Origin of the sequence: Klebsiella huaxiensis (assembly GCF_003261575.2) — a bacterium.
Taxonomy (GTDB): Bacteria; Pseudomonadota; Gammaproteobacteria; order Enterobacterales; family Enterobacteriaceae; genus Klebsiella; species Klebsiella huaxiensis.
Window position 1 is genome coordinate 1,902,344 of sequence record NZ_CP036175.1, and the last position, 22,425, is coordinate 1,924,768.

At 56.4% G+C, this 22,425-nt stretch carries 18 protein-coding genes and 1 pseudogene; 13 read left to right on the forward strand and 6 right to left on the reverse strand.

Annotated elements, in window-relative coordinates:
* Nucleotides 1–11: 11 nt before the first annotated feature.
* From bglG to DA718_RS09165, 3 genes and pseudogenes are all read left to right on the forward strand, one after another.
* Nucleotides 12–845, forward strand: coding sequence for a transcriptional antiterminator BglG (gene bglG, locus DA718_RS09155; RefSeq protein WP_112213107.1), 834 nt, complete (start codon nucleotides 12–14; stop codon nucleotides 843–845).
* A 53-nt stretch (nucleotides 846–898) separates the two neighbouring features.
* Nucleotides 899–2,869 (forward strand): annotated as a pseudogene (bglF, locus tag DA718_RS09160) (PTS beta-glucoside transporter subunit IIABC).
* Between the two features lie 17 nt (nucleotides 2,870–2,886).
* On the forward strand, nucleotides 2,887–4,284 hold the full coding sequence (locus DA718_RS09165) for a glycoside hydrolase family 1 protein (RefSeq protein WP_112213108.1): 1,398 nt from the start codon (nucleotides 2,887–2,889) through the stop codon (nucleotides 4,282–4,284).
* A gap of 112 nt (nucleotides 4,285–4,396) precedes the next feature.
* On the opposite strand, the gene DA718_RS09170 is transcribed toward DA718_RS09165, so the two are convergent.
* On the reverse strand, nucleotides 4,397–5,131 hold the full coding sequence (locus tag DA718_RS09170) for a class I SAM-dependent methyltransferase (protein ID WP_112213109.1): 735 nt from the start codon (nucleotides 5,129–5,131) through the stop codon (nucleotides 4,397–4,399).
* A gap of 154 nt (nucleotides 5,132–5,285) precedes the next feature.
* Between DA718_RS09170 and mdtQ the strand changes: the two genes are divergently transcribed.
* Nucleotides 5,286–6,725 carry a multidrug resistance outer membrane protein MdtQ gene (gene mdtQ, locus DA718_RS09175; protein ID WP_112213110.1) on the forward strand — a complete coding sequence of 480 codons (1,440 nt, stop codon included), beginning with the start codon at nucleotides 5,286–5,288 and terminating at the stop codon, nucleotides 6,723–6,725.
* A 457-nt stretch (nucleotides 6,726–7,182) separates the two neighbouring features.
* On the opposite strand, the gene DA718_RS09180 is transcribed toward mdtQ, so the two are convergent.
* Complete coding sequence (locus DA718_RS09180) at nucleotides 7,183–7,752, reverse strand: DedA family protein (RefSeq protein WP_112213111.1); 570 nt, start codon at nucleotides 7,750–7,752, stop codon at nucleotides 7,183–7,185.
* A gap of 154 nt (nucleotides 7,753–7,906) precedes the next feature.
* Between DA718_RS09180 and DA718_RS09185 the strand changes: the two genes are divergently transcribed.
* Nucleotides 7,907–8,494, forward strand: a complete 588-nt coding sequence (locus tag DA718_RS09185; RefSeq protein ID WP_112213112.1) for a Yip1 family protein — start codon at nucleotides 7,907–7,909, stop codon at nucleotides 8,492–8,494.
* Nucleotides 8,495–8,669: 175 nt separating this feature from the next.
* Nucleotides 8,670–9,617, forward strand: coding sequence for a D-alanyl-D-alanine endopeptidase (gene pbpG / locus DA718_RS09190; RefSeq protein WP_112213113.1), 948 nt, complete (start codon nucleotides 8,670–8,672; stop codon nucleotides 9,615–9,617).
* Between the two features lie 146 nt (nucleotides 9,618–9,763).
* Here the strand turns inward: pbpG and DA718_RS09195 are convergent, their stop codons facing one another.
* Together DA718_RS09195 and dld are read right to left on the reverse strand one after the other, a co-directional pair.
* Nucleotides 9,764–10,318, reverse strand: coding sequence for a GNAT family N-acetyltransferase (locus DA718_RS09195; RefSeq protein WP_112213114.1), 555 nt, complete (start codon nucleotides 10,316–10,318; stop codon nucleotides 9,764–9,766).
* A 94-nt stretch (nucleotides 10,319–10,412) separates the two neighbouring features.
* On the reverse strand, nucleotides 10,413–12,155 hold the full coding sequence (gene dld, locus DA718_RS09200) for a D-lactate dehydrogenase (protein WP_112213115.1): 1,743 nt from the start codon (nucleotides 12,153–12,155) through the stop codon (nucleotides 10,413–10,415).
* Nucleotides 12,156–12,349: 194 nt separating this feature from the next.
* On the opposite strand from dld, the gene bglX reads away from it, so the two are divergent.
* The 5 genes from bglX to DA718_RS09225 all read left to right on the forward strand — a co-directional run bounded on the left by bglX (nucleotide 12,350) and on the right by DA718_RS09225 (nucleotide 18,635).
* On the forward strand, nucleotides 12,350–14,647 hold the full coding sequence (gene bglX / locus DA718_RS09205; RefSeq protein ID WP_112213116.1) for a beta-glucosidase BglX: 2,298 nt from the start codon (nucleotides 12,350–12,352) through the stop codon (nucleotides 14,645–14,647).
* Nucleotides 14,648–14,891: 244 nt separating this feature from the next.
* Nucleotides 14,892–15,809, forward strand: a complete 918-nt coding sequence (osmF, locus tag DA718_RS09210; RefSeq protein ID WP_112213117.1) for a glycine betaine ABC transporter substrate-binding protein OsmF — start codon at nucleotides 14,892–14,894, stop codon at nucleotides 15,807–15,809.
* 7 nt (nucleotides 15,810–15,816) lie between these two features.
* Nucleotides 15,817–16,974 carry an ABC transporter permease gene (locus DA718_RS09215; protein WP_112213118.1) on the forward strand — a complete coding sequence of 386 codons (1,158 nt, stop codon included), beginning with the start codon at nucleotides 15,817–15,819 and terminating at the stop codon, nucleotides 16,972–16,974.
* Nucleotides 16,967–17,914, forward strand: coding sequence for an ABC transporter ATP-binding protein (locus DA718_RS09220; RefSeq protein WP_112213119.1), 948 nt, complete (start codon nucleotides 16,967–16,969; stop codon nucleotides 17,912–17,914). Before DA718_RS09215 ends, DA718_RS09220 begins: the two co-directional genes overlap by 8 nt.
* Nucleotides 17,898–18,635: an ABC transporter permease gene (locus DA718_RS09225; RefSeq protein WP_112213120.1), complete on the forward strand. Its 738-nt coding sequence runs from the start codon at nucleotides 17,898–17,900 to the stop codon at nucleotides 18,633–18,635. The genes DA718_RS09220 and DA718_RS09225 overlap by 17 nt, the downstream gene beginning before the upstream one ends.
* Here the strand turns inward: DA718_RS09225 and DA718_RS09230 are convergent.
* Together DA718_RS09230 and DA718_RS09235 are read right to left on the reverse strand one after the other, a co-directional pair.
* A complete protein-coding gene (locus DA718_RS09230) occupies nucleotides 18,610–18,723 on the reverse strand; it encodes a protein YohO (RefSeq protein ID WP_004103838.1) in 114 nt (37 codons plus the stop codon). The two genes, DA718_RS09225 and DA718_RS09230, sit on opposite strands and share 26 nt — an antisense overlap.
* A gap of 298 nt (nucleotides 18,724–19,021) precedes the next feature.
* Nucleotides 19,022–19,762, reverse strand: a complete 741-nt coding sequence (locus DA718_RS09235) for a MerR family transcriptional regulator (protein ID WP_112213121.1) — start codon at nucleotides 19,760–19,762, stop codon at nucleotides 19,022–19,024.
* A 210-nt stretch (nucleotides 19,763–19,972) separates the two neighbouring features.
* On the opposite strand from DA718_RS09235, the gene DA718_RS09240 reads away from it, so the two are divergent.
* Both DA718_RS09240 and btsR read left to right on the forward strand, forming a co-directional pair.
* Nucleotides 19,973–21,661 (forward strand): sensor histidine kinase, encoded by a 1,689-nt coding sequence (locus tag DA718_RS09240; RefSeq protein ID WP_110277430.1) that lies wholly within the window; start codon nucleotides 19,973–19,975, stop codon nucleotides 21,659–21,661.
* The gene (gene btsR, locus DA718_RS09245; RefSeq protein WP_112213122.1) at nucleotides 21,655–22,374 is read left to right on the forward strand and encodes a two-component system response regulator BtsR; all 720 of its coding nucleotides are present in this window, start codon (nucleotides 21,655–21,657) and stop codon (nucleotides 22,372–22,374) included. Before DA718_RS09240 ends, btsR begins: the two co-directional genes overlap by 7 nt.
* Nucleotides 22,375–22,425: the final 51 nt, after the last annotated feature.

The window sequence follows — 22,425 nt, forward strand, 5'->3', positions numbered from 1 at the left end:
TTGGGGTTCATATGCAAATCGCCAAAGTACTTAATAATAATGTAGTGGTGGTTGTAGATGAGCAGCAGCGCGAACAGGTGGTCATGGGCCGAGGACTTGCCTTTCAAAAACGCGTTGGTGACTCTCTTGATGAAAGTAAAATTGAAAAGGTCTTCGCGCTGCAGAGCGATGAACTGGTTGGCCGTTTAGGCGAATTACTCAGTCAGATACCATTAGAAGTGATGACCACCTGCGATCGGATTATCGATCTGGCACGTGGTCGTCTCGGTAAGTTACAGGACAGTTTGTACATTACCCTGACCGATCACTGCCATTTTGCGATTGAGCGGCAGAAGAAGGGCCTCGCGATTCGTAATGTGCTGCTATGGGAAATTAAGCGGCTGTACCCGAAGGAATTTGAGTTAGGGCAGGAAGCGCGGACGATTATCGCCAAAAGGCTCGGGGTTGAACTCGCCGAAGATGAAGCCGGGTTTATCGCCCTGCATCTGGTCACGGCGCAGCTCAACAGCGAAATGCCTGAGGTGATGCATGTTACCCGGGTGATGCAGGAGATCCTGCAACTGGTGAAGTATCAGCTGACGCTTAACTATGACGAAGAGTCATTGAGCTACCAGCGCTTTGTCACTCATCTCAAGTTTTTCGCCCAGCGTATGCTGACGCGAACGGTTGTCGAAGATGATGATGTGACGCTGCACAGCGCGGTAAAGGATAACTACCCTAAAGCGTGGAAGTGTGCGGAAACCGTCGCCCGGCACCTGCAAAAAAGCTACCAGCGGCCGCTGACGACGGAAGAAATTATGTTTCTCGCCATTCATATTGAACGAGTGAGAAAAGAGGGGCGCTAATCGCTTATCGGGCCTGGCTCTTAGCACCTTCATTAAAACTGGATTGTTACTGCATCATGCAGGCAAAACCTGAGCGCAACGCCAACCCGGCGTTGTTCTCGGGTTTTTTTATTTTTAATACTCAGTTAACGATGCCTGCGGGCAGCGGATGTAAGGAAAACAGCATGGAATATAAAGCACTCGCGCAGGATATTCTCAGCCGGGTAGGCGGCAAAGAGAATATTGTGAGTCTGGTTCACTGCGCGACTCGACTGCGTTTTAAGCTCAAAGATAGCAAAAAGGCGGATGCTGAAGGGCTGAAGGCGAATCCTGGCGTCATTATGGTCGTAGAAAGCGGCGGCCAGTTTCAGGTGGTCATTGGTAACCATGTGCATGATGTCTGGCAAGCGGTGCGTAGCGAAGCGGGTCTGACGGATGAGAGCCAGCCGGTCGCGGAAAAGGGCGAGAAAACGTCGCTGCTTGGTCAGCTTATCGATATTGTTTCCGGTATTTTTACCCCGTTTATTGGTGTGCTGGCGGCCACTGGTTTACTGAAAGGTTTTCTGGCGCTGGCGGTGGTTTGCGGCTGGCTCAATACTGGCGATGCGACCTATAAAATCTGGTTTGCCGCCAGCGATGCGCTGTTCTTCTTCTTCCCGCTTTTCCTCGGCTATACCGCCGGGGTGAAATTCGGTGGTAATCCGTTTATCACCATGGCGATTGGCGGCGCGCTAACGCATCCGCTGATGATTCAGGCCTTCGAAGCCGCCCAGGCGCCGGGCGCGCCGGTAGAGCATTTCATTGGTATTCCGGTGACGTTTATTAACTACAGCTCATCGGTCATCCCGATTATTCTCGCCTCCTGGGTCAGCTGCTGGCTGGAGCGCAGAAGCAACGCGCTGCTGCCGTCGGCAATGAAAAACTTCTTTACCCCGGCGATTTGTCTGGGCGTGGTTGTTCCCCTGACCTTCCTGGTTATCGGCCCAGTAGCCACCTGGCTAAGCCAACTGCTGGCGCAGGGCTACCAGATAATCTACGCCGTAGCGCCATGGTTGGCGGGTGCCGCGCTGGGTGCGCTGTGGCAGGTGTGCGTGATTTTCGGCCTACACTGGGGCCTGGTTCCGTTGATGATCAACAATCTGGCCGTGCTGGGTCACGATACCATGGGGCCGATGGTGCTGCCTGCGGTGATGGGCCAGGTCGGCGCAGTATTGGGTATCTTCTTGCGTACTCGTGATACCCGCCAGAAAGTGTTGGCCGGCTCTGCTTTTTCCGCCGGGATTTTTGGTATCACCGAACCAGCAATTTATGGTCTGACGCTGCCGCTGCGCCGTCCGTTTATTTTTGGCTGCGTGGCCGGGGCGATTGGCGGCGCGATTACCGCATTCTTTAATACCAGCATCTACTCTTTCGGCTTCCCGAATATCTTTTTACCGGCGCTGATGATCCCGCCAGGCGGCGTCGATGCCAGCGTCTGGGGCGGTGTGGTTGGTATGGTGGTGGCGCTGGTTATCGCCTGCGTGCTGACTTTTATCGCCGGATTGCCGCGCACGACCTCTGAACAGGCTGCTGTTGTTGTCGCGCCAGCCTCGGAAAACGACATTCTTGCACCGATGACCGGTAGCGTACTGGCGCTGGATCAGGTTCCTGATAGCACCTTCGCCAGCGGGTTGCTCGGCCAGGGCGTAGCGATTATTCCCTCCGTGGGCCGCGTTATTGCCCCGTTCTCAGGCGAAGTCGCCTCAATTTTTCAAACCAAACATGCCATCGGCCTGCTAAGCGATAGCGGTATCGAACTGCTTATCCATGTCGGCATCGATACCGTGAAGCTCGATGGCGCGCCGTTTACTGCTCATGTTAAAGAGGGCGACAAAGTGAAAGCGGGCGATCTGCTGTTGGAGTTTGACCGCCAGGCGATTCTGGATGCCGGTTATGACCTGGCAACGCCCATTATTATCAGCAACAGCGACGATTATCGTGCTCTCGATATTGTCTCCGCCAGCGCGGTGGATGCCGGTCAGCCGCTGTTGTCCGTAACCCGTTAATCACAGGAGAGAGATGAATGAAAACATTCCCACAGGCGTTTTTATGGGGCGGTGCGACCGCGGCAAATCAGGTCGAAGGCGCTTATCTGGAGGATGGCAAAGGACTGTCGACTTCTGATATCCAGCCAAACGGCGGTATTTTTAGTGAGGTTGTGGAACGCGTACCGGGCGATAGCAGTATTAAAGATGTCGCCATCGATTTTTACCATCGTTATCCGGAAGATATCAGCCTGTTTGCTGAAATGGGTTTTAACTGCCTGCGCGTATCGATTGCGTGGACGCGTATTTTCCCTAACGGCGATGATGCTCAGCCAAACGAAGCGGGACTGGCCTATTACGATAAGCTGTTTGATGAAATGGCGAAGCACAATATCACTCCGCTGGTGACCCTGTCGCACTACGAGATGCCGTGGGCGCTGGTGAAAAACTACGGCGGCTGGGGCAACCGCAAGGTCATTGGTTTCTTCGAGCGTTATGCCCGTACGGTGTTTGAGCGCTATCAGGCGAAGGTCAAACTGTGGTTGACCTTTAATGAGATCAATATGTCCCTGCACGCACCAATGACCGGCGTCGGACTGCCGTCCGACAGCAGCAAAGCCGAAGTTTATCAGGCCATTCACCATCAGCTGGTGGCGAGCGCGCTGGCGACGAAGGCCTGCCATGAGATCGTCGCGGAGGGCAAAATAGGTAATATGCTGCTCGGCGGCCTGATGTATCCGCTCAGCTGCAAACCGGAAGATATTTTTGAAACCCTGCAGCAGAACCGTAGCTGGCAGTTCTTTGGTGATGTACAGTGCCGCGGCGCTTATCCGGGCTATATGCTGCGCTATTTCCGCGATAACGGCATTAACATTGAGATCACCGCTGCCGATCGCGAAGCCCTGAAAGAGACCGTCGACTTCATCTCCTTTAGCTACTATATGACCGGCTGCGTCACCGCCGATGAAGAGCTGAACAAAAAAGCGCGCGGCAATATTCTCAGCATGGTGCCGAACCCGCACCTGGCGAGCTCGGAGTGGGGCTGGCAGATTGACCCACTGGGCCTGCGTACGTTGCTGAACGTGCTGTGGGATCGCTATCAGAAACCGCTGTTTATCGTTGAAAATGGCCTGGGCGCGAAGGATAAAGTCGAAGCCGATGGCAGCATTAACGATGACTACCGCATCAGCTACCTCAACGATCACCTGGTGCAGGCGCGCGAGGCGATTGAAGATGGTGTTGAGCTAATGGGCTACACCAGTTGGGGGCCAATCGACCTGGTGAGCGCGTCGAAGGCGGAGATGTCCAAGCGCTACGGTTTTATCTACGTCGATCGTGATGACCAGGGCAACGGCACCCTGGCGCGCAGCCGCAAGAAAAGCTTCAACTGGTATAAAGAAGTGATTGCCACTAACGGCGGCAGCTTAAAAGAGTAATAGCCTGGGGGGCGCAGGTCAGGTAAGGCGTTAGCCGCCACCTGACAAAAATGCGTGCACGATAGCTTACATTATCTTCATGGCCCGGATGACCTCCGGGCCTTTTTGCTGATTACGCCGGTTTACGCGCGCGCAGCAGGAAAATCATCGGCCGCTCTTTTTCTTCATCCAGCGCGGGCTGGGCGGCAATTTGCTCCGCCGTCGGCCCCCACTCATCCAGATGCTCAATGACAAAACCGGCGGCGACCAGCAGGTTTATCCAGCTGGAAAGTTTGCGGTGCTGCTTTTTGACGCCATCGGCAAACCAGTTGCTGATACGCTCGCCTTCCTGCTGATAGTGGCTCACCGGCCAGCTCTTCTGCCCGTTTTCATCTTCCCGCCAGCCCTGATGTGGCGGGGCGGTGTAAACAGGATGTTCGGCGGAAAACAGCAGAGTACCGCCGGGCGTCAGTGCCTGGTAAACGGTGGCGAGCAGCGGCGCGACGTCGGGTAGATAGTGCAGCGCCAGTGAGCTATAGACCAGTTCACAGCTATTGGCAGGCAGGGTAAGAGTCTGCAAATCCTCGCAGCGATAGCGGATATCTTCGCCATGCGACATTTCGCGGGCGCGCTCCAGCATCCGGTGGGAGATATCCAGCCCGTCTATTTGTACGGCTCCCTGGGCGCTCGCCCAGCGGCAGAACCAGCCGTAGCCGCAGCCGAGGTCAACGACGCGTAATCCTGATAATGGCGGAAGCATTTGCTGAATAGTTGGCCACTCCGGCGCGCCTTCCAGCCCTTTTACCGAGCGATCGAGGGTGGCGTATCCGGCAAAAAAAGCGGGATCGTCATAGATGTTTTGACTCATTTTCACTCCGTGAATATACGTTTCATACAATGCGAATTATTTTGGGTCTTAGTTTATTTTTAGCCTGCTAATAGTTTTGTCACACGCTTTACTAAACGGTACATATTCAATTAATTTATTATACCCGCCCTTACTTAGTTACCTGACTGATTTCATGAACCTGAACTTGAGCAAACGCGTCCTGGCCAGCCTGCCATTGGCTATCGCGCTGGCTGGCTGCGCGCCATCGCACGATATTGGCAACCCGGTGCAGCAGCAGACCCCGGCATCCCACGTCTCAATGGAACTGCCCGCGGCCGTAAAAAACGGCTGGCCGCAGAGCAACTGGTGGCAGGATTACCACGACCCGCAGCTCAATAGCTTGGTTCAGCGCGCGTTAGCTAACGCGCCGGATATGCAGATTGCCGAACAGCGTATCAGGCTGGCGGAAGCGCAGGCGCGGATGTCGCAGTCTAACCTGGGGCCTAGCCTGGATTTTTCCGCCGACGTTGAACGGCAAAAAATGTCCTCTGAAGGCCTGATGGGGCCGTTTGCTACCGATACTGATGGCAACACCGGGCCGTGGTATACCAACGGAACCTTTGGCCTGACGGCGGGTTGGGATCTGGATCTATGGGGTAAAAATCGCGCTTTGCTAAAAGCACGCATTGGTGAGGTTAAAGCTCAGGTTGCTGAAGAGGCGCAGACTCGCGAACTGCTGGCCAGCAGCGTCGCCCGCCTTTACTGGCAATGGCAAACCGAAGCCGCCATTAAAAACGTGCTGACCCAGGTGAAGAGTGAGCAGAATAATATCGTGACCGTGGATACGGCGCTGTATCAACGTGGGATCACTAACTCGGCCGAAGGGGCAGAGAGCGATATTAACGTCAGCAAAACCGATCAGCAGCTCGCGGATGTTGCGGGCAATATGAAAGAGATTGAGGCCCGGCTGATGGCGCTGACCAACAACCAGAGTCAGGCGCTGAATCTGCATCCGACCGAACTGCCAGCCGTCAGCGCGCAGATGCCAACGGAGCTAGGCTACGAGCTGCTGGCGCGGCGTCCGGATTTACAGGTTGCGCACTGGTATATCGAAGCTTCTCTGAGCGAAATCGATGCCGCCAAAGCGGCGTTTTACCCGGATATCAACCTGATGGCTTTCCTGCAACAGGATGCGCTGCACCTCAGCGATCTGTTCCGCCACTCCGCGCAGCAGATGGGTGTCACCGCCGGACTGACGCTGCCTATCTTTGATAGTGGCCGCCTGAATGCGAACCTGGATATCGCCAGCGCGCAGAACAGCCTGTCGGTGGCGAAGTACAATAAAGCGGTGGTTGATGCGGTTAATCAGGTAGCGAAAACGGCCAGCGAGGTTGAGACGTTGATGGCAAAAAATCAGCAGCAACAGCAGGTAGAGAAAGATACTCAGCGGATAGTCGCTCTGGCGCAAGCGCGGATGAATGCCGGGATACTCTCCGGTTCACGCGTCAGCCTGGCGAAGCTGCCCGCGCTACAGGAGCGGATTACCGCGCTGCGCCTGCACGGCCAGTGGCTTGATGCCAGCATCCAGCTGACCTCCGCGCTGGGTGGCGGATATCATCAGGCGGCGAAGTAACGCGGCGCTAACGCTGTGTGCGGTCTGTGGGTTTTGTTACCCGGACAGGTGCGCCAGCACCGGCTCCGGGAAGACACACCCAACGCGGCTTCTGATTATTCTTCCCGGGGGCGGCGCAAAGCGCCTGCCCGGGCTACAGGTCCGTGCGGTTTGTGGGTTTTGTTACCCGGACAGGTGCGCCAGCACCGCCTCCGGGAAGACACACCCAACGCGGCTTCTGATTATTCTTCCCGGGGGGCGGCGCAAAGCGCCTGCCCGGGCTACAGGTCCGTGCGGTCTGTGGGTTTTGTTACCCGGACAGGTGCGTCAGCGCCGCCTCCGGGAAGACACACCCAACGCGGCTTCTGATTATTCTTCTCGGGGGCGGCGCAAAGCGCCTGCCCGGGCTACAGGTCCGGGCGGTCTGTGGGTTTTGTAGCCCGGACAGGTGCGCCAGCACCGCCTCCGGGAACTCTCGTCACTCTTTCCTTTTCGCCTCGCGGCGCTTCAGCCACCAGTGCGCCGCAACCACCAGAACGACCACCAGAACCAGCCAGATCCAGTGTTTCAGATGCGCATCCAGATGATGCAGCCATGGGCCAATCGCTTCGCCGCCGAGATACCCCAGGGTGGTAAAGATCAGTGCCCAGATAATCGCGCCGAGAATATTCAGTGGTAGAAAGATCTTTGGCGGCAGGCGGCTGGCGCCAATCAGTAGCGGCCCGATGACCCGAAAGCCGTACATAAAACGGGTGCCAATCACAAACAGATAAGGGCGTCGCTGAATCATGCGCTGGGCTTTCTGAATCCGCTTTTTCTGGCTCGAGAATCGCCGCAGAATGCGCCCGCCAAAGCGTCTACCAAGTAAGTAAAGCAGCTGGTCGCCGATCATCCCGCCGAGGGCGACCGAGACAACCACCAGCCAGAACTTCAATAATCCCTGATGTGCCGCCACGCCGCCGAGCAGGGTGATGGTTTCGCCTTCCGCCATGCTGCCAATGACCAGCGCCGCGTAGCCGTACTGGGAAATCAGGTTATTGATATCCATATAAAGATAAACTCCTTAACACGTCAGTCCCTTAATCATACACCCTGATGATAAAAATGCGGGGAAGCGCATTTTAATTGCTGTACACAAAATAATCTGCAAGGTGAATTATACTTGGATCAGTGCTGTACCACGCCGTGACAAGGGGGACGCTATGAACCATGTCTGGGGACTTTTCTCTCATCCGAATCAAGAGATGAGCGTTATCAAAAGCGAAAACGAGACCATTTCGCATCACTATACGCACCATGTGCTGGTCATGGCGGCGGTTCCGGTTATCTGCGCCTTTATCGGCACGACGCAGCTGGGCTGGAACTTCGGCGATGGCACCGTGGTAAAACTGTCGCTGATGACCGGGCTGGCGCTGGCTGTGCTGTTTTACGCCGTTATGCTCGCCGGGGTGGCGGTGATGGGGCGGGTTATCTGGTGGATGGCAAGAAACTATCCGCAGCGGCCTTCTCTGAAACGCTGTATGGTGTTTGCCGGTTATGTCGCCACGCCGATCTTCCTGAGCGGGATTGTGGCGCTCTATCCGCTGGTATGGCTGTGCGCGCTGGTCGGAACCATCGCACTGCTGTATACCGGTTATCTGCTGTATCTCGGCATTCCAACCTTCTTGAGTATCAATAAAGAAGAGGGGCTGAGCTTCGCCAGTTCCACTCTGGCGATTGGGGTGCTGGTGCTGGAAGTGCTGCTCGCCATCACCGTGATTCTCTGGGGTTACGGATATCGACTCTTCTGATTAACTTATTGCCGACATAAATAGATTTTTATGTCGGCAATGCAGCATTTGTTCACGATTCTTATTAGCCAGCCAGCGTTCTGCCGGGGTATGATGATTTTTGCCAGCGGCGTTACCACCCCAACGCCGCGGCGTACGTTCATAACGTGCAAAAATACTTTTCAGAATGCTCACGATGACCAAATTTCGAGTTTCTTTGCTCAGCCTGACTTTGCTGCTGGCTGTGCCTTTTGCGCCCCAGGCGATAGCTAAAACCCATGCGGCGGTTACCGCTTCACAGCCGGATATCGCTTCCGGTAGCGCAATGATCGTCGATCTTGCCAGTAAAAAAATCATTTATGCCAGCCAGCCGGATCTGGTTCGCCCGATGGCGTCAATCACCAAGGTAATGACCGCGATGGTGGTGCTTGATGCCCATCTGCCGCTTGATGAGATGCTGACCGTCGATATCAGCCAGACGCCTGAAATGAAAGGGATTTACTCACGCGTGCGCCTGAACAGCGAAATCAGCCGCCGCAATATGCTGCTGCTGGCGCTGATGTCCTCGGAAAACCGCGCCGCCGCGAGCCTGGCGCACCACTATCCGGGTGGATACGATGCGTTTATTCGCGCGATGAACGCCAAAGCACAGGCGCTGGGGATGACGCGTACCCGTTACGTTGAACCTACCGGCTTGTCGATTCATAACGTTTCTACCGCGCGCGATCTCACCAAACTACTGATCGCCAGCGAACAGTATCCGCTGATTGGTCAACTGAGCACCACCAAAGAAGATATGGCGACTTTCGCCCATCCGGCGTACACGCTGCCGTTCCGCAATACCAACCATCTGGTGTACCGCGATAACTGGAATATTCAGCTGACCAAAACCGGCTTTACTAACGCCGCGGGCCACTGTCTGATTATGCGTACGGTGATTAATCAGCGCCCGGTTGCGCTGGTGGTGATGGATGCATTTGGCAAATATACCCACTTTGCCGATGCCAGCCGCCTGAGAACGTGGATTGAAACCGGGAAGGTGATGCCGGTTCCGGCTTCTGCGCTCAGCTATAAGAAGCAGCGCGAAGCGCAGATGGCCGATGCGATGCTAAAAGGCGGCGCGCAGACCGCGCAGAACGATTAATCTGACTTCCCCGGAGGCGGCGCGTTGCGCCTGTCCGGGCTACAAAACCGGCAAATTGCACGGACTCGTAGCCCGGTCAGCGTTAGCGCCACCGGGGGATTTTGACGTTGTCGCGATGTGAAAGTATAGGCCGTACGGGCCCAATATTACTCCGGCAGCGTCCAGTCGCCATCGCCGAGCGGGCGCTGCATAATCAAAGTATCCCGCCAGTCGCCCATCTTATAGCCGACGCTGCGCAGCTGGCCCGCCACGTTAAAACCAAACTTTTTATGAATCGCAATCGATGCGGCGTTACTGTGGCCGTCGCCGATAATGGCCAACATTTGTCGCCACGGTCCCTGTTCGCACTTTTCAATTAAGCGAGAGAGCAGGGCGCTGCCGATGCCGCGTCCGCCCATGCCGGCTTCGACGTAAATTGACTCTTCAAGGGTGTAACGATAGGCCGGGCGGGGGCGATAAAAGGTGGCGTAGCAGTAGCCGACGATGGTCCCGCGCCACAGGGCAACCAGCCACGGCAGCCCGCTATCGCGCACGTTTTTGATGCGTTTGCGCATCTCATCGACGGTTGGGGGGATCTCTTCAAAGGATGCGCGTCCGTTCAGTACGTGCCAGACGTACAGCGCGGCGATGGCGTGGGCGTCATCGGGCAGCGCTTCGCGGATCTCTAAGTCGGCGTCGTGTAACTTATCCACTGCGGACATGTTGGGGTTCCTTACGCGGGGTTGCCGGAGAGGAGATTTCTCCGGCGTGCAGCGTAATACAGAAGCCCAGCGGCTGAACAGTCCCTCTTGCGGATTATTGCGGGTCGGTCGCGTTCGCAGAGTTGTCCTGCGTTTCGCCCCAGTATTTTTGCTTACTGGTCTTGCCGATACCAGGGTTCATGCTGTTGGTCGGATCGTTTTCACGATAGAAGCGTTTTAAACTTTCCGGCGCTTCATAAAGATGACCCACGTTATGCTCGGCCGGATACTGGGCGCCACGTTCCTTCAGCAGAACCAGCATTTTCTCTTTCAGTTCGTGGGCATCGACGCCTTTTTTCACGATGTAATCCTGATGGAAAACGTGGCACATAAAGTGACCGTAGTAGAGCTTATGTACCAGCTGACTGTCTATCTCGGCGGGAAGATGCTCAAACCATTCGGTATCATTACGCCGCAGGGCGATATCCAGTGCCAGAATATCTTCCACTTCATCTGAGTGAACCGCCTGATAGCGGATCGCCGCGCCCGCTGCGGCGAAGCGGTGCAGGAAAGCCTTGCTGCCCTCTTCGGCAGTACAGACGAAGAAATCGCCCTCGGCGTTTTTGAAATATTCGCCAAGCCAGGTCTGAGCCTCTTCGATGCCATCGCCCGCCATTTTCAGCAGAAGATGGTGTTCGTATTTATCGCGCCAGGTTTTCATCCGCTCCGGCAGATGAGCCGGGAAGACGTGCCCCAACTTTTGCATAAAGCGATCGGTGAAGTGCGGTTTAAACAGCGAAACTTTCTCCAGCATCGCATCGGTGCGGCCCTTCATGGTGAAGAAGAACGGCATTTTATCGGTGCCGAGCTTGTCGATCATCAGGAAGGTATCTTTGCCATACTGCTCGGCGATATCGTAAATATCGCGGTGCATATACTCACCCGCGACCGGCAGGTTGTTGAATTCAGCCAGAATATGGCGGCGAATTTCGGTCAGCACGTCCGGCTGGTTGGTGCCGATATAAAATACCTGCTGGCGTTTCTCTGCCGGGAAGGTGTCCAGGCGTACGGCGAATACCGCCAGCTTTCCGGCGCAGCCTGATGATTCAAACAGGCGATCCGGGTCGGCGTTGTAGCGCGCCGGGGTATCGGCATTGACGTCGCGCACGCGAGTGACGTAGTCATGATCGTGGGCGTGGCGGCCATCATGGCGCACATCCTCATCTTTAACCCGTTCATCATCTAGGCGGCTGAGGATCTGTTCCGGCGTGGTGCCAAGGTCAATACCCAGATGGTTGACCAGGCTGAGCTTGCCGTTTTCATCGATCTGGGCGTACAGCGACATCTCGGTATAGGCCGGGCCGCGCTGTACCAGCGAGCCGCCGGAGTTGTTACAGATCCCGCCGACTACCGATGCGCCAATACATGATGAGCCAATCACGGAATGCGGCTCGCGACCCAGCGGCTTCAGCGCTTTTTCCAGCGAATAAAGGGTCGTGCCGGGGTAAGCCAGCACCTGCTCGCCTTTATCCAGCAGATGCAGTTTGTCCAGACGCAGGGTGCTGATAATAACGATTTCGCGGTCATAATCATTGCCGTTCGGCGTTGAGCCTTCGGTCAGGCCGGTATTTGCCGCCTGCATCAAAATGATTTTGTCGGCGGTGACGCAAGCGCTCAGCACGCGCCACAGTTCCAGCAGCGTACCGGGAAAGACTACCGCCAGTGCCTCGCCCTGGCCGGAGCGGAAGCCTTTGCGATAGCGCTGCGTTTTTGCCGGGTCGGTCAGCAGATGGGAAGTGCCGACCAGGCGAGTCAGTTCAGCCAGAAAAGCGTTGTTATTTGTTATTGCAGATGACATGTTCCACTCCTTGTGGTGGTACAAAATAATCAGCTTTAAGAATAGCCCTTTGTATGACAATTTGATGCATCAATGTTTCGAAAAATCAGAGAATAACGCGCGCTTTCTCCAGGTGTCTCGTTTATGTTTATGTCAGACTTGGATTTTTGCTATCTTTTCGCCGAACTGGCCGACTGGAACAATGAGGGATAAAAATGAAATGGCTCTGTACTGTAGGCGCTGCCGTGAGTCTGGCGCTGCAACCCGCGCTGGCGGATGAATTGTTCGGCAATCATCCCCTGACGCCGCAGGCGCGGGATGCGTTTGTGACGGAACTGCTAACCAAAATGACGGTGGATGAAAAAATCGGTCAGCTGCGCTTAATTAGCGTTGGCCCGGATAACCCGAAAGAAGCCATCCGCGAAATGATTAAAGATGGTCAGGTCGGGGCGATTTTTAACACCGTGACCCGCCACGATATTCGCATTATGCAGGATCAGGTGATGGAACTCAGTCGCCTGAAAATCCCGCTGTTTTTCGCCTATGACGTGCTGCACGGTCAGCGTACCGTTTTCCCGATTAGCCTGGGTCTGGCCTCTTCTTTTAACCTGGACGCGGTCAACACCGTTGGGCGGATTTCGGCTTATGAAGCGGCTGACGACGGCCTGAATATGACCTGGGCGCCGATGGTCGATGTCTCCCGCGACCCGCGCTGGGGCCGCGCCTCGGAAGGCTTCGGGGAAGATACTTACCTGACAACCGAGATGGGCAGGGCGATGGTTGAGTCGATGCAGGGAAAAAGCCCGGCGGACAGGTACTCGGTGATGACCAGCGTTAAGCACTTTGCCGCCTACGGCGCGGTCGAGGGCGGCAAAGAGTACAACACCGTCGATATGAGCCCCCAGCGCCTGTTCAACGACTATATGCCGCCGTATAAAGCGGGGCTGGATGCGGGAAGCGGGGCGGTGATGGTGGCGCTTAACTCGCTCAACGGCACTCCGGCGACCTCCGATGCCTGGCTGCTGAAGGACGTGCTGCGCGACCAGTGGGGCTTTAAAGGCATCACCGTATCCGACCACGGGGCCATCAAGGAGCTTATCAAACACGGCGTGGCGTCGGACCCGGAAGACGCGGTGCGCGTGGCGCTGAAGTCCGGCATCAACATGAGTATGAGCGATGAGTACTACAGCAAATATCTGCCTGAGCTGGTGAAGTCCGGCAAGGTAACTATGGCGGAGCTGGATGACGCCGCCCGCCACGTGCTGAACGTTAAATATGATATGGGCCTGTTTAACGATCCGTACAGCCACCTGGGGCCGAAAGATTCTGATCCAGAGGATACTAACGCCGAAAGCCGCCTGCATCGCAAAGAAGCGCGCGAAGTGGCGCGCGAAAGCCTGGTACTGCTGAAAAACCGTCTCGACACGCTTCCGCTGAAAAAATCGGGTACTATCGCGGTGATTGGTACTCTGGCCGATAGCAAGCGCGACATGATGGGCAGTTGGTCTGCGGCGGGCGTTGCCGACCAGTCGGTAACCGTGCTGACCGGCATCCAGAATGCACTGGGCGACAAAGGCAAGGTTATCTACGCCAAAGGCGCTAACGTCACCAACGATAAAGGCATCGTCGACTTCCTCAATCTGTATGAGAAAGCGGTGCAGGTCGACTCGCGTTCGCCGCAGGAGATGATTGATGAAGCGGTAGCAGTGGCGAAGCAGTCCGACGTGGTGGTTGCTGTGGTGGGTGAAGCGCAGGGCATGGCCCATGAAGCCTCGAGCCGCACCGACATCACGCTGCCGCAAAGCCAGCGTGACCTGATTAGCGCCCTGAAAGCCACCGGCAAACCGCTGGTGTTGGTGCTGATGAACGGTCGTCCGCTGGCGTTGGTGAAAGAAGACCAGCAGGCTGATGCCATGCTGGAAACCTGGTTTGCCGGTACCGAAGGCGGAAATGCGATCGCCGATGTGCTGTTCGGCGACTATAACCCGTCGGGCAAGCTGCCGATGTCCTTCCCGCGCTCGGTCGGACAGATCCCCACCTACTACAGCCATCTCAACACCGGTCGTCCTTATAATGCCGATAAGCCGAACAAGTACACCTCGCGCTATTTTGACGAGGCCAACGGTCCGCTCTATCCGTTCGGCTACGGCCTGAGCTACACCTCCTTTAGCGTTTCCGACGTGAAAATGTCGGCGCCGACCATGCAGCGCGACGGCAGCGTGACCGCCAGCGTGCAGGTGACCAACACCGGCAAGCGCGAAGGGGCGACGGTGATTCAGCTTTATCTGCAGGATGTCACCGCGTCCATGAGCCGTCCGGTGAAAATGCTGCGCGGCTTTAAGAAAGTGACACTCAAGCCGGGCGAGACGCAAACCGTCAGCTTCCCGATTGACGTCGACGCGCTGAAGTTCTGGAACCAGCAGATGAAGTACGACGCCGAGCCGGGCAAATTCAACGTCTTTGTCGGCGTCGACTCCGCCCGCGTTAAGCAGAGCGAATTTGAGCTGCTGTAATTGCGATTTGTAGCCCGGACAGGCGCGTTAAGCGCCGCTTCCGGGGAATGTGCCGGGTTGATGCATCGGAGCTGTTTCTTCCCGGTGGCGCTGCGCTGACCGGGCTACAGGTTCACCGCCATCTGCGGACCGTTATCCTAAAGGCCGATTAATCGGCCTTTTCTTTTTTCCTCGACGCTTCAAATGAACTACGCTTTCCTCTTAAGCTCCTGTAAATGGAGCGCAAATTAATGAGGGATGCGGGATGATAAAGGCAAGCAAATGGTCAGGTGCGCTGGCGCTGACGGCCCTGATAAGCCTGCCGTTGCAGGCGGCGGAGCCGGTTAAGGTTGGCTCGAAAATCGACACCGAAGGGGCGCTGCTCGGCAATATTATTTTGCAGGTGCTGGAAAAACACGGGGTAAAAACCGTGAATAAAATCCAGCTCGGTACCACGCCGGTGGTGCGCGGGGCAATCACTGCCGGTGAGCTGGATATCTATCCGGAATATACCGGCAACGGCGCATTCTTCTTCAAACTAGAGAACGATCCGGCATGGAAAAACGCGCAACAGGGCTATGAGAAAGTCAAAAAGCTGGATGCGGAAAAGAACAAACTCATCTGGTTGACCCCGGCTCCGGCCAACAACACCTGGACTATCGCCGTGCGTCAGGACCTGGCGGAGAAAAATCACCTCACCTCATTAAGCGACCTTGCCAGCTATCTGCAAAAGGGCGGCGAGTTTAAGCTGGCCGCCTCGGCGGAATTTATCGAACGTCCGGACGCGCTCCCGGCGTTTGAAAAAGCCTACGACTTTAACCTCAAGCAAAACCAGCTGTTATCGCTGGCGGGTGGCGATACGGCGGTCACCATCAAGGCGGCGGCACAGCAAACTTCCGGCGTGAATGCGGCGATGGCCTACGGTACCGATGGCCCGGTTGCCGCGCTGGGGCTGCAAACTCTGAGCGACCCGAAAGGCGTGCAGCCGATTTATGCTCCAGCTCCCGTCGTGCGTGAGGCCGTGTTAAAGGAATATCCGCAGATAGCCGAATGGTTACAGCCGGTATTCGCCAGCCTTGATGAAAAAACGTTGCAAAAACTGAACGCCAGCATTGCGGTAGAGGGCCTGGATGCGAAGAAGGTCGCCGCTGACTATCTGCAACAAAAAGGGCTGCTGAAGTAGAACCCGCGTGACGATGCGTTGTTATAACCGGGTTGCGTTGCTGCTGGCGCTGTTGTTGCTGCTAGTGATGGCGCTGCCGTTTATCAATTATGCCCCTAACCGGCTGTTATCCGGCGAGGGGCGCTGGCTGTGGCAGGTTTGGCCGTGGCTGGCTGGTATACAGGCTGCGGTAATGCTGCTGATTGGGCTGCTATGCTGGCGTCCTGGACGTCTTCCACTACTGCTTATTTTTCTGCTGTCGGATCTGCTGCTGCCGCTTTTGCTATTGGGCGCAGGTCAGGCGGCGGTTGAACTGGCGCGTAGCGGTTCGCCGTTGGCCCGCACCTCGCCCGGCAGCGGTCTTTGGCTGGCGCTGGCGCTCTGTCTGCTGATCGCCAGCGACGCCGTTCGCCGCCTGACGCCGCGCACGCTCTGGCGCTGGCTGCTGAATGCGCAAATCTGGCTGTTGCCTGCGCTGCTTCTGTGGTCAGGCGCGCTTGATGACCTGTCGCTGCTTAAAGAGTACTTCAACCGCCAGGATGTTTTTGACGATGCGCTGTATCAGCATCTCACGCTGCTGTTTGGCACCCTGCTGCCAGGGCTGCTGATTGGGTTGCCCATTGGCATTTGGGTCTGGCGGCATCCCCGCTGGCAATCGTCGGTTTTTGCCGTTCTCAACATGATTCAAACCGTTCCCTCGGTGGCGCTGTTCGGCCTGCTGATCGCACCGCTTGCCGGATTAGCCAGCCAGTTCCCGTGGATGGCGCAGCTTGGCGTTTCCGGTACCGGCATGACGCCTGCTTTGATTGCGCTGGTGCTGTATGCACTCTTGCCGCTGGTGCGCGGCGTGGTGACCGGATTGCAACAGGTGCCCCGCGAAGCGCTGGAAAGCGCCGTGGCGATGGGGATGAGCAGCGGTCAGCGTTTTCGCCTGGTACAATTGCCGCTGGCGCTGCCCGTATTATTGCGCAGCCTGCGGGTGGTCAGCGTGCAGACCGTCGGCATGGCGGTCGTGGCGGCGTTAATTGGCGCGGGTGGCTTCGGTGCGTTGGTTTTCCAGGGGCTGCTGAGCAGCGCGTTGGACCTGGTGCTGCTGGGGGTTATCCCGACCATCGCGCTGGCGGTGGTGGTGGATGCGCTATTCGCGCTGTGGGGCGCATTACTGAAAGGAGAGGCCCGTGATTGAGTTCGACGGCGTCAACAAAGCCTTTGCCGGACAGCCTGCGGTAAAAAACCTTCATCTACATCTGCGCGAAGGGGCATTTTCGGTGCTGATTGGCACTTCCGGCTCGGGCAAATCGACCACCCTGAAGATGATAAATCGGCTGGTGGAACACGATAGCGGCACGATTCGTTTCGCTGGGCAGGACATCCGCCAGCAGCCGGTTCTCGAACTGCGCCGCCGAATGGGCTACGCCATCCAGTCCATTGGTCTGTTCCCCCACTGGACGGTAGCGCAGAATATTGCCACCGTTCCGCAGTTGCAAAAGTGGTCCCGGCAGAAAACACAGGCGAGGGTTGATGAGCTGATGGCGCTGCTGGGGCTGGAGCCGCTGCTACGTGAGCGCTATCCACACCAGCTTTCCGGGGGGCAGCAGCAGCGGGTTGGCGTGGCGCGCGCCCTGGCGGCCAATCCGGAAGTTTTGCTGATGGATGAACCTTTTGGCGCGCTCGACCCGGTGACGCGCGAAGCGCTACAGCAGGAGATGATTCGCATTCACCGCCTGCTGGGGCGAACGATTGTGCTGGTGACCCACGATATCGATGAGGCTCTGCGCCTGGCGGATCATCTGGTGCTGATGGACGGCGGCGAAGTGGTACAGCAGGGCGAACCTTTGCAGATGCTGCTTGAGCCGAAAAATGCGTTTGTACAGACCTTCTTTGGCCGCAGCGAACTGGGCGTGCGCCTGTTGGCGCTGCGCGGCGTTGGCGATTATCTGCGCCGCGATGAGCGCCTGGCGGGGGATGCGTTGAATGTGACAATGACCCTGCGTGAGGCGCTGTCTCAGTTTGTTGCTCATCGCCGTGAGGTGCTGCCGGTGGTTGATGAACAAGGCCAGGCCTGCGGGACGCTGCATTTTGCCGACCTGCTGCGCGAGGAGGTCCGGCGTGAAAGTTCTGCGTGATCCGTTGCTGTGGCTAACGGGAATGTTTATCGCGCTGCTGCTGGTGTTGCCCCACAGCGCGCCGCTGTTCAGCACGCTGTTTCCCGAGCTGCCGCGTCCGGTTTATCAGCAGGAGAGTTTTGTTTCTCTCACCCTGGCGCACTTTTGGCTGGTGGCGCTCTCCAGCCTGGCGGCGACTGTCGTAGGTGTCGGGGCCGGGATTGCGGTGACGCGTCCTGCGGGGCAGGAGTTTCGCCCGTTGGTGGAGACGATTGCTGCAATGGGGCAAACATTTCCGCCGGTGGCGGTGTTGGCGATTGCGGTGCCGGTGATGGGATTCGGTTGGCAGCCTGCGCTGATTGCGCTGGCGCTATACGGCATATTGCCGGTTTTGCAGGGGACGCTGGCCGGGCTCGGGGCAGTGCCGTCCGGGGTGTTAACTATCGCCCAGGGGATGGGGATGAGCGGCTGGCAGAGGCTGATAAAAGTGGAGCTGCCGCTGGCGGCGCCGGTGATGCTGGCCGGTATTCGTACGTCGACTATTGTCAATATTGGTACGGCGACCATCGCCTCAACGGTGGGCGCGAATACTCTCGGCACGCCGATTGTTATTGGCCTGAGTGGGTTTAATACTGCTTATGTCATTCAGGGGGCGCTGCTGGTGGCGCTGGCGGCGATTATCGTCGACCGCGGATTTGAACGGCTGAACCGGCTAATCAGCCGACACCGCCGCGAACAATAAATGAATAACCGGCCAGCATCACGCCGCCGATGCCGCTAATGGCCATAAATAAGAATAGGGTGATAACCGCAATTTTCGCTGGCTTCATAATAGGCTCCTGATGTTAACGCGGAGATTATACGGTGAAGCGCAGGTGTTAATAAAACATTAATTGCTTTTTAGCTACGACATTACCTCCGGGTTTACAAGTATCTGCGAGCCAGTAGCCCGGACAGGCGCGTCAAGCGCCGCCTCCGGGAAATGTGCCAAACCTGATATATCTACGCTGCTTCGCCCCGGTGGCGCTGCGCTGACCGGGCTACGGGTCCGTGCCCGAACGGAAGCGCGGTCTGGGTTTAGTAGCCCGGACAAGGCGCGTCAAGCGCCGCCTCCGGGAAAATATTCGCCTATGATGCCGCAGAGTTATTGAGCCAGATAACCTGGCCCTGCTGCTCCCAAAGACGCATTTGTTCTTGCTGGGAGCTGGCGGGAACATCACCACACCAGACCATCAATGTGCTGTCGGGGAAAAGCTCCGGGCGAATCTGGGTCAACGAATGAGCGAGGATATCAACCTGCCAGCCCTGCTCGCAGGCTATCCAGCCTTCCAGCCAAAGCCGGGTAAGATCGTTAATATTCCAGCCAATCACCAGCGCATGGCTACCCGGCTGTTTGGCAGCAGATGACAGGCTTCGGGCGACATGATTGATAAGAATACCGTCAAGAATACCTCGTAGCGCCAGCAGCGTTGGTTGCGGGCTCAACAGGCGCTGGCGTAGGGGATTAATCAGGTGCTTGATCAGGATATGTGCAGATTCGCTGCGGCTGCGCTCTTTAAGCCACAGGCGCAAACGGTGATAGCTACCATTTTGTAGAAACCCTAGCAGGATCTCCTGCTGCTCGCGCCAACCATCGGCGATCTCCTGCTCGTTATCCATCAACAGCGTTTTGACTTTTCCCACCTGCACGCCAGAGTCAATCCAGCGCTTAATCTCGCGAATGCGGTCTATCTCGAACTCATTAAATAATCGGTGCCCGCCGTCGGTACGCTGGGGTTTAAGTAATCCGTAACGCCGTTGCCAGGCGCGTAAAGTCACGGGATTGATGTCACAAAGCTGCGCGACCTCACCAATTGTATAAAGCGCCATTCTCTCCTCCCGCCGCGTTCTCCTTTATTAACTGTAGAAGTTCTTTTATGAAGAGAGAAATTTTGCTTGTTTTTTGCACAATAAAGGGCGCGGAAAGCGATCAGAAGTGTGATCCTGAACATGAATTATCATTTTCTTGTATTGCTTCAAAGAAAGTTATAAGAAGGCAGTGTATGTTACGCACTTTCAAATGAAGTGTGGTCTGCGGGTATGTACGAGTTTGATCTGGTGTTGCTGCTGCTTCAGCAGATGTGCGTATTTTTGGTCATTGCATGGCTGATGAGCAAAACGCGGTTGTTCATTCCTTTAATGCAGGTCACCGTCCGTCTACCGCACAAGCTGCTGTGTTACGTCACTTTTTCTATTTTCTGTATCCTCGGAACCTATTTCGGCCTGCATATCGAAGACTCGATCGCCAATACGCGCGCTATCGGTGCGGTGATGGGCGGCCTGCTGGGCGGCCCGGTAGTCGGCGGTCTGGTGGGGCTAACAGGCGGGCTGCATCGCTACTCAATGGGCGGCATGACGGCATTAAGCTGTATGGTGTCCACCATTGTTGAAGGGCTGCTCGGCGGTCTGGTACACAGCATTCTGGTGAAACGTGGGCGACCGGATAAAGTCTTCAGCCCGCTGACCGCTGGCGCTATCACCTTCGTTGCCGAAATGGTGCAGATGCTGATTATCCTGCTGATCGCTCGTCCGTTTCAGGATGCCCTGCATCTGGTGCAGAGCATCGCCGCGCCGATGATGGTCACCAATACCGTTGGCGCGGCGCTGTTTATGCGCATCCTGCTGGATAAGCGGGCGATGTTTGAGAAATACACCTCTGCGTTCTCGGCTACGGCGCTGAAGGTTGCCGCCTCAACGGAAGGGATCCTGCGCCAGGGATTTAACGAAGAGAACAGCATGAAGGTGGCGCAGGTGCTTATTCAGGAGCTGGATATCGGCGCGGTGGCCATCACCGATCGCGACAAGCTGCTGGCGTTTACCGGGATCGGCGACGATCACCATCTGCCCGGCAAGCCGATCTCTTCCCTGTATACCCAGAAGGCGATTGATACCGGCGAAGTGGTCTATGCCGATGGCAATGAAGTGCCTTATCGCTGCTCGATTCATCCTCACTGTAAGTTGGGATCCACGCTGGTTATTCCGCTGCGCGGTGAGAATCAGCGGATCATCGGCACCATTAAACTGTATGAAGCGAAAAACCGGTTATTTAGCTCCATCAACCGCACGCTGGGGGAGGGGATTGCGCAGTTGCTGTCAGCGCAGATTCTGGCCGGTCAGTATGAGCGGCAAAAGGCGCTGCTGACCCAATCGGAGATTAAGCTGCTGCACGCTCAGGTGAACCCACACTTCCTGTTTAACGCGCTGAATACGCTAAAGGCGGTAATTCGCCGTGACAGCGATCAGGCCGGACAGCTGGTGCAATATCTGTCGACTTTTTTCCGTAAAAACCTGAAACGGCCAGCGGAAATCGTCACCCTGGCAGATGAAATTGAACATGTGAACGCCTATTTGCAGATTGAGAAAGCGCGTTTTCAGGCCAATTTACAGATTCAAATGCTGGTGCCCGAGGCGCTGGCGCAGCATCATCTTCCGGCCTTTACCCTGCAACCGATAGTCGAAAATGCGATTAAACACGGCACTTCGCAGCACCTTGGCGTCGGCGAAATCACCATTCGCGCGAGCCAATATGAGCGCTGGTTGCAGCTGGATATTGAAGATAACGCCGGGCTTTACCAGGATAAACCCAGCGCTAGCGGGCTGGGAATGAACCTGGTTGACCGACGACTGCGGGCGCGCTTCGGTGCCGACTGCGGAATAACCGTCACCTGCGAACCGGAGTGTTTTACCCGCGTTACGCTGCGACTGCCTCTGGAGGAGAACGCATGTTAAAAGTTTTAATTGTCGACGACGAGCCGCTGGCGCGTGAAAATCTGCGTATCTTGCTGGAGACCCAGCCTGATATTGAGATCGTCGGCGAGTGCGGGAATGCCGTAGAGGCAATTGGCGCGGTGCATAAACTGCGCCCTGACGTGCTGTTTTTGGATATTCAGATGCCGCGGATTAGCGGCCTCGAAATGGTCGGCATGCTTGACCCGGAACATCGGCCTTATATCGTCTTCCTTACTGCTTTTGATGAATATGCGGTGAAAGCGTTCGAAGAGCACGCGTTTGATTATTTGCTCAAGCCGATTGAGTCCACGAGGCTGGAGAAAACGCTGGCCCGCCTGCGCCATGAGCGCAGCCTGCAGGATATGACCGTCCTCGACGATACCCAGCAGGCGCTAAAATATATCCCCTGCACTGGCCACAGCCGGATCTGGTTATTACAAATGGAAGACGTGGCGTTTGTCAGCAGCCGAATGAGCGGTATTTACGTCACCGATAGCGAAGGGAAAGAGGGATTTACCGAGCTGACTCTGCGCACGCTGGAGAACCGAACGCCGCTGCTGCGCTGTCATCGCCAGTACCTGGTCAATATGGCCCACCTTAAGGAGATTCGCCTGGAGGAGAACGGTCAGGCGGAGCTGCTAATGCGCGCCGGGCAAACTGTACCGGTCAGTCGTCGCTACCTGAAAAGCCTGAAAGAGGCGATTGGGCTGTAAAACGGCGGAATCGTGGTAGACTTAGCGCCAGAATTTTTCATCATGAAGGCA